This window comes from Confluentibacter sediminis, from assembly GCF_003258355.1.
Taxonomy (GTDB): Bacteria; Bacteroidota; Bacteroidia; order Flavobacteriales; family Flavobacteriaceae; genus Confluentibacter; species Confluentibacter sediminis.
The window spans coordinates 204,003-219,374 of record NZ_QKPO01000011.1; the positions used below are offsets into that span (position 1 = coordinate 204,003).

Annotated in this window: 18 protein-coding genes and 1 pseudogene; 8 read left to right on the forward strand and 11 right to left on the reverse strand. The window is 34.2% G+C overall.

Annotated elements, in window-relative coordinates; translation table 11 throughout:
- Window positions 1-23 precede the first annotated feature (23 nt).
- The 6 genes from hemH (at window position 24) to DKT72_RS11170 (ending at window position 6,597) form a co-directional block, all read left to right on the forward strand.
- Window positions 24-1,049, forward strand: a complete 1,026-nt coding sequence (gene hemH, locus DKT72_RS11145; protein WP_111308818.1) for a ferrochelatase — start codon at window positions 24-26, stop codon at window positions 1,047-1,049.
- Window positions 1,050-1,057: 8 nt separating this feature from the next.
- The gene (locus DKT72_RS11150; protein ID WP_111308819.1) at window positions 1,058-2,428 is read left to right on the forward strand and encodes an MATE family efflux transporter; all 1,371 of its coding nucleotides are present in this window, start codon (window positions 1,058-1,060) and stop codon (window positions 2,426-2,428) included.
- 4 nt (window positions 2,429-2,432) lie between these two features.
- Window positions 2,433-2,981, forward strand: a complete 549-nt coding sequence (locus DKT72_RS11155) for a CopD family protein (RefSeq protein ID WP_111308820.1) — start codon at window positions 2,433-2,435, stop codon at window positions 2,979-2,981.
- Between the two features lie 106 nt (window positions 2,982-3,087).
- Window positions 3,088-4,545: a sensor histidine kinase gene (locus DKT72_RS11160; protein ID WP_111308821.1), complete on the forward strand. Its 1,458-nt coding sequence runs from the start codon at window positions 3,088-3,090 to the stop codon at window positions 4,543-4,545.
- A 117-nt stretch (window positions 4,546-4,662) separates the two neighbouring features.
- Window positions 4,663-5,805: a Gfo/Idh/MocA family protein gene (locus DKT72_RS11165; protein WP_111308822.1), complete on the forward strand. Its 1,143-nt coding sequence runs from the start codon at window positions 4,663-4,665 to the stop codon at window positions 5,803-5,805.
- A gap of 9 nt (window positions 5,806-5,814) precedes the next feature.
- Entirely contained in the window at window positions 5,815-6,597 is a 783-nt protein-coding gene (locus tag DKT72_RS11170; protein WP_111308823.1) for an enoyl-CoA hydratase/isomerase family protein, read from the forward strand.
- Window positions 6,598-6,651: 54 nt separating this feature from the next.
- On the opposite strand, the gene DKT72_RS11175 is transcribed toward DKT72_RS11170, so the two are convergent.
- The 7 genes from DKT72_RS11175 to DKT72_RS11205 all read right to left on the reverse strand — a co-directional run bounded on the left by DKT72_RS11175 (window position 6,652) and on the right by DKT72_RS11205 (window position 11,692).
- Entirely contained in the window at window positions 6,652-7,128 is a 477-nt protein-coding gene (locus DKT72_RS11175) for a Dps family protein (protein WP_111308824.1), read from the reverse strand.
- 29 nt (window positions 7,129-7,157) lie between these two features.
- Window positions 7,158-7,613: a RidA family protein gene (locus DKT72_RS11180; RefSeq protein WP_111308825.1), complete on the reverse strand. Its 456-nt coding sequence runs from the start codon at window positions 7,611-7,613 to the stop codon at window positions 7,158-7,160.
- A gap of 66 nt (window positions 7,614-7,679) precedes the next feature.
- Entirely contained in the window at window positions 7,680-8,585 is a 906-nt protein-coding gene (locus tag DKT72_RS11185) for an alpha/beta fold hydrolase (RefSeq protein ID WP_111308826.1), read from the reverse strand.
- 34 nt (window positions 8,586-8,619) lie between these two features.
- Complete coding sequence (locus DKT72_RS11190; protein ID WP_111308827.1) at window positions 8,620-9,441, reverse strand: alpha/beta fold hydrolase; 822 nt, start codon at window positions 9,439-9,441, stop codon at window positions 8,620-8,622.
- A 221-nt stretch (window positions 9,442-9,662) separates the two neighbouring features.
- Window positions 9,663-10,487, reverse strand: a complete 825-nt coding sequence (locus tag DKT72_RS11195; RefSeq protein WP_111308828.1) for a helix-turn-helix domain-containing protein — start codon at window positions 10,485-10,487, stop codon at window positions 9,663-9,665.
- A gap of 79 nt (window positions 10,488-10,566) precedes the next feature.
- Window positions 10,567-10,881, reverse strand: coding sequence for a Cif family virulence factor (locus DKT72_RS11200; protein ID WP_111308829.1), 315 nt, complete (start codon window positions 10,879-10,881; stop codon window positions 10,567-10,569).
- A 19-nt stretch (window positions 10,882-10,900) separates the two neighbouring features.
- On the reverse strand, window positions 10,901-11,692 hold the full coding sequence (locus DKT72_RS11205) for an SDR family oxidoreductase (protein WP_111308830.1): 792 nt from the start codon (window positions 11,690-11,692) through the stop codon (window positions 10,901-10,903).
- A 126-nt stretch (window positions 11,693-11,818) separates the two neighbouring features.
- Between DKT72_RS11205 and DKT72_RS11210 the strand changes: the two genes are divergently transcribed.
- On the forward strand, window positions 11,819-12,172 hold the full coding sequence (locus DKT72_RS11210) for a winged helix-turn-helix transcriptional regulator (RefSeq protein ID WP_111308831.1): 354 nt from the start codon (window positions 11,819-11,821) through the stop codon (window positions 12,170-12,172).
- Window positions 12,173-12,441: 269 nt separating this feature from the next.
- Here DKT72_RS11210 and DKT72_RS18250 read toward each other — a convergent pair whose 3' ends face one another.
- The 3 genes from DKT72_RS18250 to DKT72_RS11225 all read right to left on the reverse strand — a co-directional run bounded on the left by DKT72_RS18250 (window position 12,442) and on the right by DKT72_RS11225 (window position 13,561).
- Window positions 12,442-12,582, reverse strand: a complete 141-nt coding sequence (locus tag DKT72_RS18250; RefSeq protein ID WP_162623302.1) for a hypothetical protein — start codon at window positions 12,580-12,582, stop codon at window positions 12,442-12,444.
- A 325-nt stretch (window positions 12,583-12,907) separates the two neighbouring features.
- Window positions 12,908-13,264, reverse strand: a complete 357-nt coding sequence (locus tag DKT72_RS11220; RefSeq protein ID WP_111308833.1) for a helix-turn-helix domain-containing protein — start codon at window positions 13,262-13,264, stop codon at window positions 12,908-12,910.
- Between the two features lie 3 nt (window positions 13,265-13,267).
- Entirely contained in the window at window positions 13,268-13,561 is a 294-nt protein-coding gene (locus tag DKT72_RS11225; RefSeq protein ID WP_111308834.1) for a type II toxin-antitoxin system HigB family toxin, read from the reverse strand.
- A 265-nt stretch (window positions 13,562-13,826) separates the two neighbouring features.
- Between DKT72_RS11225 and DKT72_RS11230 the strand changes: the two genes are divergently transcribed.
- Window positions 13,827-14,900, forward strand: a complete 1,074-nt coding sequence (locus DKT72_RS11230; RefSeq protein ID WP_111308835.1) for a PA0069 family radical SAM protein — start codon at window positions 13,827-13,829, stop codon at window positions 14,898-14,900.
- A 57-nt stretch (window positions 14,901-14,957) separates the two neighbouring features.
- On the opposite strand, the pseudogene DKT72_RS11235 reads toward DKT72_RS11230, so the two are convergent.
- Window positions 14,958-15,372 (reverse strand): annotated as a pseudogene (locus DKT72_RS11235) (hypothetical protein); the annotation flags it as partial.

Here is a 15,372-nt window from a genome sequence, read left to right on the forward strand (position 1 = left end):
GTTAGATACTTATAAAATTGCAAATGAAAAAAGGCGTACTTCTTGTAAATCTTGGGTCTCCAGATAGTCCAGAACCTAAAGATGTAAAAAAATATTTAGGGGAATTTTTAATGGACGAGCGGGTTATTGATGTGCCACTTTGGGCTAGAACACTACTTGTTAAAGGTATCATTTTAAAAACCCGACCAAAAGCGTCGGCAGCTGCCTATAAAAAAATATGGTGGAAAGAAGGATCACCATTAATTGTGCTTTCAGAAAGACTTCAGAACAAAATAAAAAAGGAAGTTGAAATTCCTGTCGCATTAGCCATGCGTTATGGAAGTATGACGATTAAGAAAGGTCTTCAAGAATTGGTAGATAAAGGTGTTGACGAGGTATTATTATTTCCACTATATCCGCAATTTGCTATGGCAACTACCGAAACTATTTTGGTTTTAGCTGAAGAGATAAGAAAAGAACACTTTCCAAATTTAAAAATAGAATCTGTACCAGCGTTTTACAACAAACCAGATTATATTGAAGTGCTTTCCAGCTCTATAAAAAGGCATTTGCAGGGTAAAAATTATGAACATATATTATTTTCGTATCATGGAGTTCCAGAACGCCATATTAGAAAAAGCGATGTCACTAAATCACATTGTAAAATAAATGGCAGTTGTTGTGTAACACCTAGTAAAGCACATGAATTTTGCTATAGACATCAGTGTTTAGAAGTGACACGACTAGTTGCTGAAAAACTTCAACTTACTGAAGAAAGTTATTCAACCTCTTTCCAATCCAGATTAGGTTTCGATCCATGGTTACAACCATATACAGATAGAACTATTGAGCGTTTAGCTAAAAATGGGATTAAAAATATGGCCATTGTAACACCGGCATTTGTGAGCGATTGTCTTGAAACCTTAGAAGAAATAGCCATGGAAGGTGAAGAAATTTTTCATGAAATGGGAGGAAAACAATTTTCAACCGTTCCTTGCTTAAATGATGACATAGAATGGGTAACTTTGCTTTCTAAATGGATTACTGATTGGACAGTATCTAAAATGTAAACTGTATAATGGCAAAAGTAACGGCTCAAGATTTGGGTACACAGCCTATAAGTAAATTACTTATTAAACAAGCGCTTCCTGCGTCAATAGGCATTCTGGTAATGTCTTTAAACATTTTGGTGGATACCATTTTTGTGGGTAATTGGATAGGTTCTATAGCTATTGCGGCTATTAATGTGGTATTGCCCGTTTCTTTTTTTATTGCGGCTTTAGGTATGGCCATTGGCATTGGAGGATCGTCCGTTATATCAAGAGCATTAGGCTCGGAAAACAAGAATAAAGCGTTAAAAACATTTGGAAACCAAATTACGCTAACTTTATTATTAACTGTAACCATGGGTGTTTTAGGGCTATGGTTTGCAGATTCAATCATTACATCGTTTGGAGGTAAAGGAGCTATTTTTGAACCCGCTAAAATTTACTATAAAATAGTTCTTTATGGCGTGCCATTTTTGGCGTTGTGCATGATGGGTAATACGGTTATTAGAGCTGAAGGTAAACCTAAGTTTGCTATGTATGCCATGATGATTCCGTCTGTTGGTAATTTACTTTTAGACTATATTTTTATAAATCTTCTAGATTATGGTATGGAAGGTGCTGCTTGGGCAACCAGTATTTCTTATGTGCTTTGTTTTATTTATATTTTTTGGTATTTCAGGTCGAAAAATTCTGAACTAAAAATCGGTTTTTCTCATTTCGGATTAAATTTAGGTATTGTAAAAGAAATAAGTTCGTTGGGCTTTGTAACGCTGGCTAGACAGGCTGTGGTGAGTATTACGTACTTATTTATGAATAATATTTTGTATCACTTAGGAGGTGAAATTTCAGTAACAGCTTATGCAATTGTTGGACGCATGCTTATGTTTGCCATGTTTCCTGTTTTAGGAGTTACTCAAGGATTTTTACCTATCGCGGGCTTTAATTATGGAGCTCAAAACTATGCAAGGGTAAGAGAATCTATCAACACAGCTATAAAATACGCCTCCATATTAGCGACTATAGTGTTTCTTGTTTTAATGCTTTTCCCAGATGCTATAACGAGAATGTTTACGACAGATGTGGACGTTCTTCATCAGACACCAAGTGCTATGCGATGGGTATTTGCGGCAACACCCATTATAGCCATTCAATTAATTGGAGCCGCCTATTTTCAGGCTGTTGGTAAAGCGATTCCTGCCTTACTTTTAACACTGACAAGGCAAGGGTTTTTCTTCATTCCACTTATTTTAATTCTTCCAAAGTTTTATGGCGAATTAGGGGTTTGGATATCGTTTCCAATTTCAGATGTGGTTTCAACCTTGGTAACAGCCTATTTTTTGAATAGAGAAATAGTTAAGACCTTAAAGCCTGACCTTCAGGTTTCAGATTCAATTTCTTGAAACAATGGAATACTATAATTACATAAAATCACTTCATCTTATTTTTGTAATCACATGGTTTGCGGGATTATTTTACATACCTCGTTTATTTGTCTATCAAATAGAATCATTTTATAAGCCATCGCCCGATAAAGAAATTTTAGGAAAACAGCTTAAACTTATGAGTAAACGCTTGTGGTACATTATTACATGGCCATCGGCAATTTTAGCTACCATATTTGCTATTTGGTTACTTATTTTACAACCTTATTGGTTAGAACAAGGTTGGATGCATGTAAAATTGGGGTTTGTTGTATTGCTTATTTTATATCATTTAAAAACGCATCAGTATTTTAACCAACTTCAAAATGATGTAGTAAAAAAAACATCAAGTTTTATGCGTATTTGGAATGAAGGTGCTACTTTTATTCTGTTTGCGGTCGTATTTTTAGTGATATTAAAAAGTGCTCTTAATTGGGTTTTTGGTGTTATTGGGATAGTTGTTTTAGGAATACTTATCATGTTAGGGTTTAAACTTTACAAAAACATTCGAGCTAAAAATCCGGATGCCTAAAAATTAAACAGCAAATTTCAAAAACAATAATTTCGAATTTCAATTTTAAATCTATGCTTCATATGTTTGGTTTGATTATTGCTATATTTATGCATTATTGATTCAGATGAAATTAAGAAGATTGTCCTTACGAACGCGTATTTTTATTGTCATGATACTTTTGGTATTATTGTCATCTGTGCTTATTGCATTGGTAGGGATTAATCAATACAAAGAAGAGCGTGAAGTTTATCATATAAGTCGCTTAGAACAGAAAGAAGAAAATATTAAAACGCATATTAGTCGTGTTTTAAACGGAAAACAAAATACTTGGGAAGTTACCACAGAAAACATTCCATACATATTTAATGAAGAGTTAACTAACATTGCAGATATTCATAAACTACAAATTAATCTGTATGATTTAGAAGGCTCTCTTTTAATTACTTCCAAAGCGAATTTAAAGCACGATATCAAAGATAAATGTATAGATGCTGAAATTTTAAATGCTATATTCAATACAGCGACTCATAGTTTTGTAGACAAGCATGTAGAGAACGGACAAACATTTCAATCCTCTTATTCTTATATAACAGATTCCAAATTTAAACCCATTGCCATTATTAACTTGCCGTATTTGGAGAACGATGATGTTCTTAAGACAGAACTAAATAAGTTTCTAACCCGTTTAGGTTACGCTTATTTGTTTATCTTAATTATGGCCATTGGTATTGCTTTTTTGCTATCAAAATATATTACAAAATCTTTAAAGACGATAAGCGATAAAATAAATACCATTCGATTGGAAAAACGTAATGAACGGATTGTGGTTGAAGAAACCAGTTCTGAAATTTCAACTTTAGTGACTTCATACAACAGTATGATTGATGAGCTTGAAGAAAGTGCTGTAAAACTAGCCACCAGTGAGCGTGAGCAGGCATGGAGAGAAATGGCAAAACAAGTAGCTCATGAAATTAAAAATCCGTTGACACCCATGCGTTTAACGGTGCAAAATTTCCAACGTAAGTTTGATCCTGAAGACCCGAGCATTCATTTAAAAGTTGATGAGTATACCAAAACGTTAATTCAGCAAATAGATACCATGAGTTCCATTGCTTCGGCATTTTCAAACTTCGCTAAAATGCCGGCACAGCAAAATGAAACTTTAAATGTGGTGAATATTGTAAAACTAGCTTTAGATATTTTTAATGAAGATTACATTTTTTTCACTTCAAATAAAGTAGAAATCATTGCTAAATTTGATAGAACGCAACTTATAAGAGTCGTTACAAACTTGGTAAAAAATGCGATTCAAGCTATTTCAGAAGACAGAAGGCCAAGAATTATTGTCAATGTAAGTGCCGAAGGAGATTATGTTATCATAACGGTTTCAGATAACGGTCTGGGTATTTCAGAAGACAATAAAGAAAAAATATTTGAGCCTAAATTTACGACCAAAACAAGCGGTATGGGTCTTGGTTTAGCCATGGTTAAAAATATTGTAGAAACCTATAACGGCACCATATCTTTTGAAACCGAAAAAGATAAAGGAACCACTTTTATCGTAACCATTCCTAAAATATAATATTGTAAATCTATCTTATTTAAGAATTTAGATCAGTCATTTTTTTTAATTTTTATTTACTTACATAAAAATAATTGTAAATTTAAAATCACTAACTAAACCATAAAAGATATAAAAATGGAAAAAATCACTAGAAGAGCATTTAGTGCTAAACTAACACGAGGATTAGTAGGTACAGCTTTATTAGCAAACATGCCTTTAAGCTATGGACTTAATTTAGGAAAGCAAGACAAAAAATTAGGTATTGCGCTTGTTGGATTAGGAGGTTACAGTGGTGGACAATTAGCTCCTGCTTTGCTAAATACAGAGCATTGTTATTTAGCAGGTATTGTAACGGGTACCCCTTCAAAAGAAAAAGAATGGATGGATAAATATAAGATACCTAAAGCGAATGTTTATAACTACGAGAATTTTGATTCCATTGCCAAAAATGATGCTATTGATATTGTTTATGTAGTTCTGCCAAACAGTATGCATGCAGAATTTTGCATTAGAGCTGCAAGAGCAGGCAAACATGTGATTACTGAAAAACCAATGGCTGTTAGTGTTGTGGAATGTGATGCCATAATAAATGCATGTAAAGAAAATGGTGTAAAATTAGGGGTTGGATACCGCATGCAAACAGATCCTTATACTAAGGAGATTAAACGTTATGCCAAAGAGAAAACATTTGGTGATTTGAAATATGTGTCTTCTGATGCTGGTTTTATATGGGGAACTTGGGATAACTGGCGTTTAAATAAAAAGCTAGCAGGCGGCGGTGCTTTAATGGATATGGGGGTTTATGCCATACAGTGTTGTATTTATGGAGCAGGAGCCAACCCAATTTCTATTTCAGCTCAAGAATTTAGCACCAGACCTGATTTTTTTAAAGAAGTAGATGAATCTATCACGGCCCAAATGAAATTTTCAAATAATGTTGTTGGAAATATGTTTACTTCCTATAATGCAAATGCTAATCGTCTTTACCAGAGTTTTAGTAGAGGTTGGGCCGAATTGAACCCTGCCCATAGTTATGGTCCATTATCTGGTCGTACCTCTAGAGGAGAAGAAATCAAGTTTCCCTATCAACCACAATATCAACAAACCATACAAATGGATGCTTTTGCAAAGCATGTGTTAACAGGAAGCCCTAATTTTGCACCTGGTGAAATGGGTAAACGAGATATCATGATTGTAGAGGCTATTTATAAATCTATTAAAGAAGGTGGCAAAACCATTCCGTTGGATTTAGGTGATATGGGCATAGTTAAGGTTTAAAATAAAGACATGAAATATACATCCATTTTATCTGAAAGAGCGAATTACATTACCACAATTACCATTCATAGACCAAATAAACTCAATGCTTTAAATATAGAAACCATTAAAGAGCTTCATGATGCCCTAAATAGGGCTGATGGTGATAAAAAAACCAAAGTTATTATTATTACTGGAAGCGGTGAAAAAGCATTTGTAGCTGGTGCTGATATTAGTGAATTTGCAGATTTCACTAAAAAAGAAGGCAAAAAATTAGCAGCAAAAGGGCAAGGGTTATTGTTTGATTATATAGAAAACCTTTCTACACCAGTAATTGCGGCTGTAAATGGATTTGCGCTTGGTGGGGGGCTGGAATTAGCCATGGCTTGCCATTTTAGAGTGGCGAGCGATAACGCTAAAATGGGTTTGCCAGAAGTATCTCTTGGGTTGATTCCGGGTTATGGTGGTACACAACGTTTACCTCTATTAGTTGGTAAAGGACGAGCTATGGAATTGATTATGACGGCAGGGATGATTGATGCCAACCAAGCACTTATTTACGGATTGGTAAACCATGTTACAACCCAAGAAGAATTACTACCTTTTTGCGAAAAAATTGCTGACAGGATTTCAAAAAACTCATCAGTTGCTATAAGTGCAGCTATAAAAGCTATTAATGCTTGTTTTGAAGATGGCGTTAATGGTTTTGAAGTGGAAATTGAAGCATTTGGTAAGAGTTTTGATACAGATGATTTTGCTGAAGGTACTTCCGCTTTTTTAGAAAAGCGGAAGGCTAATTTTTCAGGAGAATAATAAGTAGTTTGTTTAACTTTCATATAAATTGTTGCCAGTTAGATTTATTCCGATTTATCTATTCAGAAAGGAAGAATACATCCAAACTAATTTTTCTTGTTCTCTAATATAATCACTCATTAAAGCGCTTGTTCCTTCATCATTAGCATCTCCAGCTAAAATAAGTAGTTCTCGCTGAAGTACTATGGTTGTTTGAAAAGAAACTAAAATATCTCCAACCGCGCTTATACCATCACTTACTTGTGTGCTTTCATTTATTTTTGAAGTAAGTCGATAGTCTGCGTAGTTATGTTTTGGCGTATGTCCTAAAGTTAAAATTCGCTCTGCAATAGCATCTATTTTCAATAGCAATTCATTGTATAACTCTTCAAATTTCAAATGAAGTTCGAAGAATTTCTCGCCTTTTATGTTCCAATGATAGCCGCGTGTGTTTTGGTAAAAGATTGAATAGTTTGCCAAAAGTTCATTTAATTTTTCGGCTAAATGTTTCGCTTTGTTTTTATCAAGCCCTATGTTGTTTATATTGTTCATTTTTTTATTTTTTATGTAGTTATAAAAGTCTATTTTTTGATGTAGGCCATACACTCAATTTCCACTTTGGCACCCAATGCCAATCCGTTTGTGCCGAAAGCACTCCTTGCCGGTTTGTTGTTTGGAAAGAATTTTATGTATTCACTGTTAAAACTAGGCCACTCATTCATATCGGCTAACATGCACGTGCATTTGATAACTTTGTCCATACATGAACCATTTTGTTCCAATATATTTTTAATGTTTAACAGAGCTTGCTGGGATTCTGCAAGAATGCCCCCTTCCACAAGTTGTGAGTTTTTATTTCCAATTTGACCTGACACATAAATGATATCGTCGTAAATAACAGCTTGCGAAAATGGAAGATTGAGTGCTAAAAATTCTTCAGATTTTATATATTTCGCCTCTTCTTTTGAGTTGTTTTCCTGGGCAATCGATGATGATAGGGAAAAAATAGTAATTGTTAAAAGTGCTATATATTTCATATTTTAATATTGTTTATTTATAAGTAAGAGGCTGTTTTTAGGCAGCCCCTTATATGGAAATAATTATTACTTTTTGGCAAATTTTTCAAGCTCTGTATTGAATTTACCTGCTTCTTCAACATATAATGCATGACCACTGTTCTCGAACTTCACAATATATGAATCTTTAATCCCTTTATTAAGCTCTTCCGCTAATGGGTATGGACATAACTTGTCTTGAGTCCCTTGAAATATGGCGGTAGGAATTTTGATTTTTGAAAGTGATGGACGTAAATCAAGTTCTAATAAAGAGCGCATCGATTCCGTAACCGCATAAGGGGAAGCTTCTAAATTGATGTTTTCCAGCCATTTTTCTACAGGCTTTGAAATATTACCTTCTTTACCTACAAATGCACTGCCGAGCCCATCTATAAAATCCTCTCTGGCCGTCATAGTTTGTATAAGTAAACCGTTCGCATCTGCTTCTGTAATGCCGTATGCTGATTCTTCTCTTTGTTTCCAAGAAGGTGCGGCTGCACCAAAAAGAGCCAATTTACTCACATGAGCTGAATCATATTTTGTGACATAATGAATTACCACAGCACCACCCATTGAAAATCCACCCAGTACAGCATTTTGAATGTTGAGTGTCTCTAAAACCACTTTAATGTCATCTGAGAACACATCAAAATCATAACGTCCATAAGGTTTATCTGATTTTCCAAAGCCTCTTAACGTAATTCCTATGACCCTAAATCCTTTACGACTTAAATATTGGTATTGATACTCGTACATGGCATCACTTAAAGGCCATCCATGAATTAACACGATGGGCTGGCCTTCTCCCAAGTCGGTTACATGGAGTTTTACTCCTTTTTCTACTTCAATATATTCCGCTCTTCCTGCTGATGCTGGAATTCTTTTGTTTTGAGCCATGAGGCTGTTAGTGAAAAGAGACACTAAAATTGCGATTGCTAAAATTGATTTTTTCATTTTATTAATTATTTAAAATTGTGATTACTTTTTTTTAAGAATTTATGAATTCAAGGATGTCCTTATTAATGGTGGCGGCTTCCGTTGTTGGCATCCCATGTGAGAAACCAGGATAGATTATTAATTTCCCATTTTGCAATAATTCAGCAGCTTTGACAGCAGTAGTTTCGTAAGGAACGATTTGGTCATCATCGCCATGTAAAACAAGCACAGGAATGGTTACACTTTTTAAATCTTCTGTAAAATCGGTTTCAGAAAACACTCTAACACAGTCGTATTGTGCTTTAATACCACCCATCATACCTTGTCTAAACCAGTTATCTTGAATGCCTTTTTTAATGTCGGCACCTTCACGGTTGTATCCAAAGAAAGGAATGGTAATGTCTTGGTAAAACTGGGCCCTGTTGTGTTGTGTATTGTAACGAATATCGTCGAACACTGATAATGGTACTCCGTTAGGATTGTTTTCGTCGGCAATCATGTATGGTGTAATGGCACTTATTAAAACTACTTTGGCTACACGGTCTTTTCCGTATTGAGCCGCATAGCGAATCGCTTCACCACCACCTGTTGAATGCCCAACATGGATGACATTTTTAAGGTCTAAAAATTCAACCAATTCTGCTACATCAGCAGCATAAGTGTTCATATCATTTCCTTGGAAAGTTTGTGTAGAGCGTCCATGTCCACGTCTATCGTGTGATATAACTCTAAAACCTTTTTCTAGAAAAAACATCATTTGAGCATCCCAATCGTCAGATGATAAAGGCCATCCATGATGAAAGAAAATGGGTTGTCCTGTTCCTAAATCTTTAAAATAAATTTCTGTTCCGTCTTTTACTGTTAATTTGTTCATGATTTTTATATTTAAATTGTTACTATTTATTTGATGAAGCAAAGTTGCAGCAATTAACAAAGGGCAACAATGGACGGTTTTCCCTTTACATTGCACTTTTTTCCCTTAATGCAATAATGAGTTGTTTTTTAATGGATTATCGTAGGTTTTGAAGTGGTTTTAAAAGAAAAAGCACGGCATTTATTGCCGTGCTTTTCTCAAAATGATGGTTCTTCAAGGATTTAAAATTGTTTTCTAAAAGACACTGGAGAAAGTCCTGCTTGCTTGGTGAAAAATCGAATAAAATAAGCATCATCATCATAATTGAGACTATAAGCGATTTCTTTTACAGTCATTGTGGTGTGAGCCAAAAGTCGTTTGCTTTCTAGAATAATGCGGTCTTTAATAATATCATTTGGAGTGCTTTTACTGATTAAGCCTATTTTTTTACTAAGGTTTTTGGGAGTTACAAATAATAATTCGGCATAATCCGCCACACTGTGGTGCGTTTTATAATGCTGTTCTACCAATTTACTAAATTTTCTTAAAAATTGTACGTCAGATTGTTGACTGTTATCTGCTAATTGGTGTTGTTGTTTCCAAATTCGGGTGGATTTTAGTATAATTAGTTTTAGCAATATTCTGAGCATTTCTTCTGTACTGGCATCTTCCTTTTTCATTTCAGATTGAATGTCGCGTATTATATTCTGAATATCCTGCGATTGCATGTCATCAAGGGCTATAAATGGTATTTCAAAAACATTGTTGTATAAGATACCATCACAAGCAACTTCTTGGTCATGAATTTCAATACAATAAAAATCCCGATTGAAATGAATTAACTGCCCGTCTACCGTTTCACAAGGTTTTAAAATGACCTTTGGATTGATAAACAGGAGAGAGTCCGCTTCCATGTTGAACTCCTGAAAATCAACTTGAATAATAGCGCTCTTCGGAATAAATAAAATTTTGATGTGGTCATCAATAGAAGTAAGCACCTTTTCTTTAAGAGCCAATTTGCTGAATTCTAAATTCCCAAATTGTTTATATGAAAATTCTTTTAGCATGATTCAACGTCTATTAGGGTTCATTAGTTTGAATGAATATAAATTTACAGTTAAAGTATTAAAGACTACTCCAATTTTATCAGACAATTTTCAACAATTGAATTTTACTGTCTTTCAATTCAAATTGATAGGTTAATATAAGTGGGCTTCCAGGAAAATTTCCTGAAATTTCAGCATCTAAAGTCTGTTTTGTTTCAGAATAGGCAAGTGGCTTCATCATTGTTCTGTAAGTTTCATTCGCCTTTGCTATCCAATTTTGTATGGCTGCTTTTCCAACATGTCTTTTTCCTTCATCAAAAACGACGGCTGTTTTAGAAAAACAATGTGCATACGCTACGCTGTCAAAACTATTTTGGGCAGCTATTAAATCTGTGAGGATTTGTGGTAAGTTCATTTTTTTTGTTTTTAAATTATTAAATAGTGGGAATCGTGCCGCCATCAATCACATACTCTGTTCCTGTTAAATAATTGGCTCTTGGTGATACCAAAAAGCCAATAAACTCGGCAATTTCCTCTGGTTGTGCTGGTCGACCAATAGGTATGCCTCCCAAAGCATCTATCACACTTTTGGTTGCTTCTTCAACCGTTATGTTTGAACTTTGGGCAATGCGCTCCATCATGGCGACTGATGAGGTGGTTTTTATCCAACCTGGGGAAACCGTTAAAACGCGAACACCTTTTGGCGATACCTCATTGGATAAACCTTTACTGTAATTGATTAAACCTGCTTTTGCCGCGGCATACGGCAACGTGGAATCATATAGAGGCAATCTGCCTTGAATGGAGGCAATATGAATAATAATACCGCTTTTTTGTTCTAGCATTTGCGGTAAAAACCCTCTATCTAAACGCACGGGTGCCAACAAATTGATTTGAAGGCTTTCTTCCCAATCTTCATCACTCAAAACGGCAAAGCCACCGCCTTTGGTTTCAGAGCCACCTATATTATTTATTAAAATATCCAACCTTCCAAACTGTTTCAAAACTTCAGTTACTAACTTTTGGATGCCTAGATGTTTGCTTAAATCAGCCGAAATAAAGTGTAGTTTATCATTTAGTGTTTCCGGTGTATGTCTTGCCGTAACAATCACGGTTGCCCCTGCGGTTAATAATCTTTCTGCAATGGCTTTTCCTGTGCCTTTTGTGCCTCCTGTTACCAAGGTAATTTTGCCTGCTAACTCATTGTTGAAATTAAACTGTTCCATATAAATTGTTTTTATAAGACAAAATTCCATCATATAAACAGTTTATACAAGTACGGAAAATCGAATTGCTATGGGATAAATTATTCCCCTATTGCACATTTTGGAACATTGAACTAATTTTGGAATATGTATGAAAGAAAAATTCCTTTGAACCTTAATTGTGGTTTGGATCTTATTGGGGAAGTATTGTATGGCAAATGGAAAATCCGTTTGTTGTGGTTTATCAATGAAGGACATCAGCGCCCCAGCGAATTACAACGTAAAATTCCTGATGCTTCTAGGCGGGTTTTGAATATTCAATTAAAAGAATTGGAAGGGCATGACTTGGTTACAAAAAAGATCTATCCGGTTGTGCCTCCTAAAGTAGAATATTCATTAACCGATTTTGGAAAAACATTGATTCCTGTTATTTCCGTTTTGGGACAATGGGGTGATGACCATGCAGAACGATTGCGGTCTTTGATTTTAAAAGATTCTTGAATTTAGTGCTATTTATAAAAGTTATCATAATATTTTAATAGTATTAAATACTTCTTCTAATGTGGCAAAATTAACATATAGATCCCATATTTCTCCAAACGAAATATCTTCTCCATGTAAGATTGAATTATGACCCTCTTTATATTGCCTCTTTAAGAAATTAAGTCGAGTTTTTAAATTAATTATTTTTTTGTCCTCAATATTGTAATTCCTATCAAAAATATAGTTACCGGTTATAAACATATATTTTTCCTATGTCTATGGAATAATCAGTCTCCCATGGTATGTGCTGAAGAAAAGAATCTAAAGAATGGATAGTTTTTTAATTTTGAAATATCAATCTGTTGTTTTTCTATTAAATAGTTTCCTAGTGATTTCACCAAGCCTTCAGTTACAGAGATAAACATCATACTAGCAGATTTATAAAGTTTTTATTATATGCAGTGATAGCTTCTTCTAAACGATTAACTTTTGTATTGTAAAGTAGCGAAGATTTAAGATGTGGAATGATTGTTTATCTAAGCGCTTAACCATATCTTTAAATTTTGCTTCTAAATTTTTGTTCGCGAACAAAATAAAGTCCATCTTTTTCTTCAAAAATTGGAGTAACAAATCTCTTCAAAATTTGAATGTAAGGCGTGTTCTTTTTAGATTGCATATTCTGGTATTGGATATAGCTATTATGATATGAAATCGTTTTAATGTTTTATATCAATAACTACAATATATGAAAAACTAATACGTTTGAATTAACACATCCGTTGGTATGTTCAGTGTTGTGTGCAGTTGTCTAATCATTTCTAAAGTAAGCTTTCTTTTTCTATTCAAAATTTCACTTGCCCGACTTTTAAAGCCAACAATGTTCGCTAGGTCTTTTTGGGTATATCCCATTTGTTCCATTCTAAATTTAATGGCTTCAATGGGGTCTGGTAAATCAATAGGGAAATTTTCATTTTCATATTGGTCAATTAATATACCTAAAAGTTCTAGTTCGTCTCCTTCGGGCGTTCCTTTTTTGGCATCAAATATAACCTCAAGTCTTTTTAAAGCTTGATTATAATCATGTTCTGTTTTTATAAGGTGTATGTTCATAATCTAAATGGTGTTAGCGGTAATCTTATCATATTCAGCATGAGTTCCAATAAATCTAATCCAAACCATTTCGTACTCAAAGTTGATTTTTACAATCAATCTGTAATTATTTCCTTTAATGTTAAAAACGATTCTATTATCATTTAAAATACTGGCACTCGGATATTGAGCTTTTATTTCGTTCGGATTTTTCCATTCTGCTTTACAAGTTTCCTTAAACCAGGATTTTAGTTGTTGCTCACAGTCTGGATGGGCTTCCCAAAATTCTCTCAATATTTTTTTTGCAATGACTCTCAACTTTTTACAAAGATATGAATTAGTTCCCAATTTGGGAAATAGTTTTTATTTTAAATGAAATATAACTGTTTTTGAACGAGTTGGTAATTTGCACGGGCGTTTTGACCGTACACATACAAAAACGAATTTAATATTTTTTTTCTTACAAAATCAAGAGCCTCGCTAAAATTTTGTTAATAACCCATCTTCATTTTAACAATTTCCGTTTTAAATAATAAGTAACTTTATAAAGTTACTACGCAAGTATCTCCAAACAATCATTATTATGAATCCCAAATCCACCATAAAAGGGCGAGGCGCGCAGTTAAATGTGCCTAATCGGTTCTTTGAACTCAGTCATGAAATGCGTGACGATTTTCTTGAATTTTGCCATAAAGAAGGCGAAGAAATCGACAAAAACAAAACGCTGTATTTAGAGGTGTTCCCTAAAACCATCGTGAATAAAGTAGAAAGCCCTGATATTGGTATGACTTATTCCATGAATCCCTATCAAGGCTGCGAACATGGTTGTATTTATTGTTATGCCCGTAATAGCCATGAATATTGGGGTTATAGTGCCGGCTTGGACTTTGAACGTCGTATTTTAGTAAAGAAAGACGCGCCTAAACTTTTAGAAGCACTCATAAAAAAGAAAACTTGGAAAACACACCCCATTGTGATGTCTGGAAATACCGATTGTTACCAACCTGCCGAAAAACAATTTGAAATTACAAGACAGTGTTTGGAAGTGTTTTTAAAATACAAACACCCAGTTGCTATCATCACCAAAAATGCTTTGATTTTGCGTGATTTGGATCTTTTAAAAGAACTAGGGAAAGATAATTTAATTGGGGTAAACATCTCGATAACTTCCTTATCTGAAGATATCAGGCGTGTTTTAGAACCTAGAACAACCACCATTACAAAACGATTGGAAACTGTTAAAATACTTAGCGAAAACGGTATTCCTGTAAATGTGATGTTGGCGCCCATAATCCCATCCATAAATAGTCATGAAATTTTACCATTGGCAAAAGTGGTTTCAGAGCATGGTGCCTTATCTATAGCTCATACTATTGTTAGATTGAATGGTGCTATTGGAGAGATTTTTACCGATTGGATTAAAAAAACGATGCCAGATAGGGCGGATAAAGTATTGCATCAAATAGAAAGTTGCCACGGGGGAAATTTAAACGACAGCCGTTACGGCACTAGAATGCGGGGAGAAGGAAAAATTGCCGAGCAAATTAATAATTTAATAAAAATGGCAAGGCACAACTATTTTAAAGGAAAAGTCATGCAAAAATTGAATTTAGATTTACATGAACAATATAAAGAAGGACAATTAAGATTGTTTTAAATAAAAAAAGTGGGCCACCACAGCCCACTTTACCAACTAAACTAAATAAGACATTAACTAATTATTAATGTATTTTATAAATTCTTTACCACTGGTATTGAATACTATTTTATAGTCACCACCTTTTAAACCTGTTAATTTATAAACTCTTTCGATTTTTTTAGTGTCCTTAATGGTTTCAGACAACATAAGTTCAGATTTATTGCCTTTTTCGAAGTAAACATCAATCTTTAAAGGTTCGTTATTAAGAGAAAGTTTAGAAACAAATACTAAATCACCTTTTACTCTTATGGTTGGCTTAAAAATTACTTTGGCCATTTCACTATTAAGTTTAACGGTGTTAGACGCAACAGTAAAAGGGATGGTTTTAATTTCCACTTCACCATCAAGTTCAAAATTGTATGTGCCACTTGGCAAAGCCGTTAAGTCAAAAGCTTTCGCATAAAGACCATTAACGCCTATGACTTCTTCA

Bases quoted from the DNA above. Each gene is read 5' to 3' on its own strand.
- DKT72_RS11220 (WP_111308833.1), bottom strand. From the start codon at position 13,264: ATGAACATACACCTTATAAAAACAGAACATGATTATAATCAAGCTTTA.
- DKT72_RS11160 (WP_111308821.1), top strand. From the start codon at position 3,088: ATGAAATTAAGAAGATTGTCCTTACGAACGCGTATTTTTATTGTCATG.
- DKT72_RS11155 (WP_111308820.1), top strand. From the start codon at position 2,433: ATGGAATACTATAATTACATAAAATCACTTCATCTTATTTTTGTAATC.
- DKT72_RS11175 (WP_111308824.1), bottom strand. From the start codon at position 7,128: ATGAACAATATAAACAACATAGGGCTTGATAAAAACAAAGCGAAACAT.
- DKT72_RS11170 (WP_111308823.1), top strand. From the start codon at position 5,815: ATGAAATATACATCCATTTTATCTGAAAGAGCGAATTACATTACCACA.
- DKT72_RS11180 (WP_111308825.1), bottom strand. From the start codon at position 7,613: ATGAAATATATAGCACTTTTAACAATTACTATTTTTTCCCTATCATCA.
- DKT72_RS11190 (WP_111308827.1), bottom strand. From the start codon at position 9,441: ATGAACAAATTAACAGTAAAAGACGGAACAGAAATTTATTTTAAAGAT.
- DKT72_RS11230 (WP_111308835.1), top strand. From the start codon at position 13,827: ATGAATCCCAAATCCACCATAAAAGGGCGAGGCGCGCAGTTAAATGTG.
- DKT72_RS11185 (WP_111308826.1), bottom strand. From the start codon at position 8,585: ATGAAAAAATCAATTTTAGCAATCGCAATTTTAGTGTCTCTTTTCACT.
- DKT72_RS11195 (WP_111308828.1), bottom strand. From the start codon at position 10,487: ATGCTAAAAGAATTTTCATATAAACAATTTGGGAATTTAGAATTCAGC.
- DKT72_RS11200 (WP_111308829.1), bottom strand. From the start codon at position 10,881: ATGAACTTACCACAAATCCTCACAGATTTAATAGCTGCCCAAAATAGT.
- DKT72_RS11210 (WP_111308831.1), top strand. From the start codon at position 11,819: ATGTATGAAAGAAAAATTCCTTTGAACCTTAATTGTGGTTTGGATCTT.
- DKT72_RS11165 (WP_111308822.1), top strand. From the start codon at position 4,663: ATGGAAAAAATCACTAGAAGAGCATTTAGTGCTAAACTAACACGAGGA.
- DKT72_RS11205 (WP_111308830.1), bottom strand. From the start codon at position 11,692: ATGGAACAGTTTAATTTCAACAATGAGTTAGCAGGCAAAATTACCTTG.
- hemH (WP_111308818.1), top strand. From the start codon at position 24: ATGAAAAAAGGCGTACTTCTTGTAAATCTTGGGTCTCCAGATAGTCCA.
- DKT72_RS11150 (WP_111308819.1), top strand. From the start codon at position 1,058: ATGGCAAAAGTAACGGCTCAAGATTTGGGTACACAGCCTATAAGTAAA.
- DKT72_RS18250 (WP_162623302.1), bottom strand. From the start codon at position 12,582: ATGATGTTTATCTCTGTAACTGAAGGCTTGGTGAAATCACTAGGAAAC.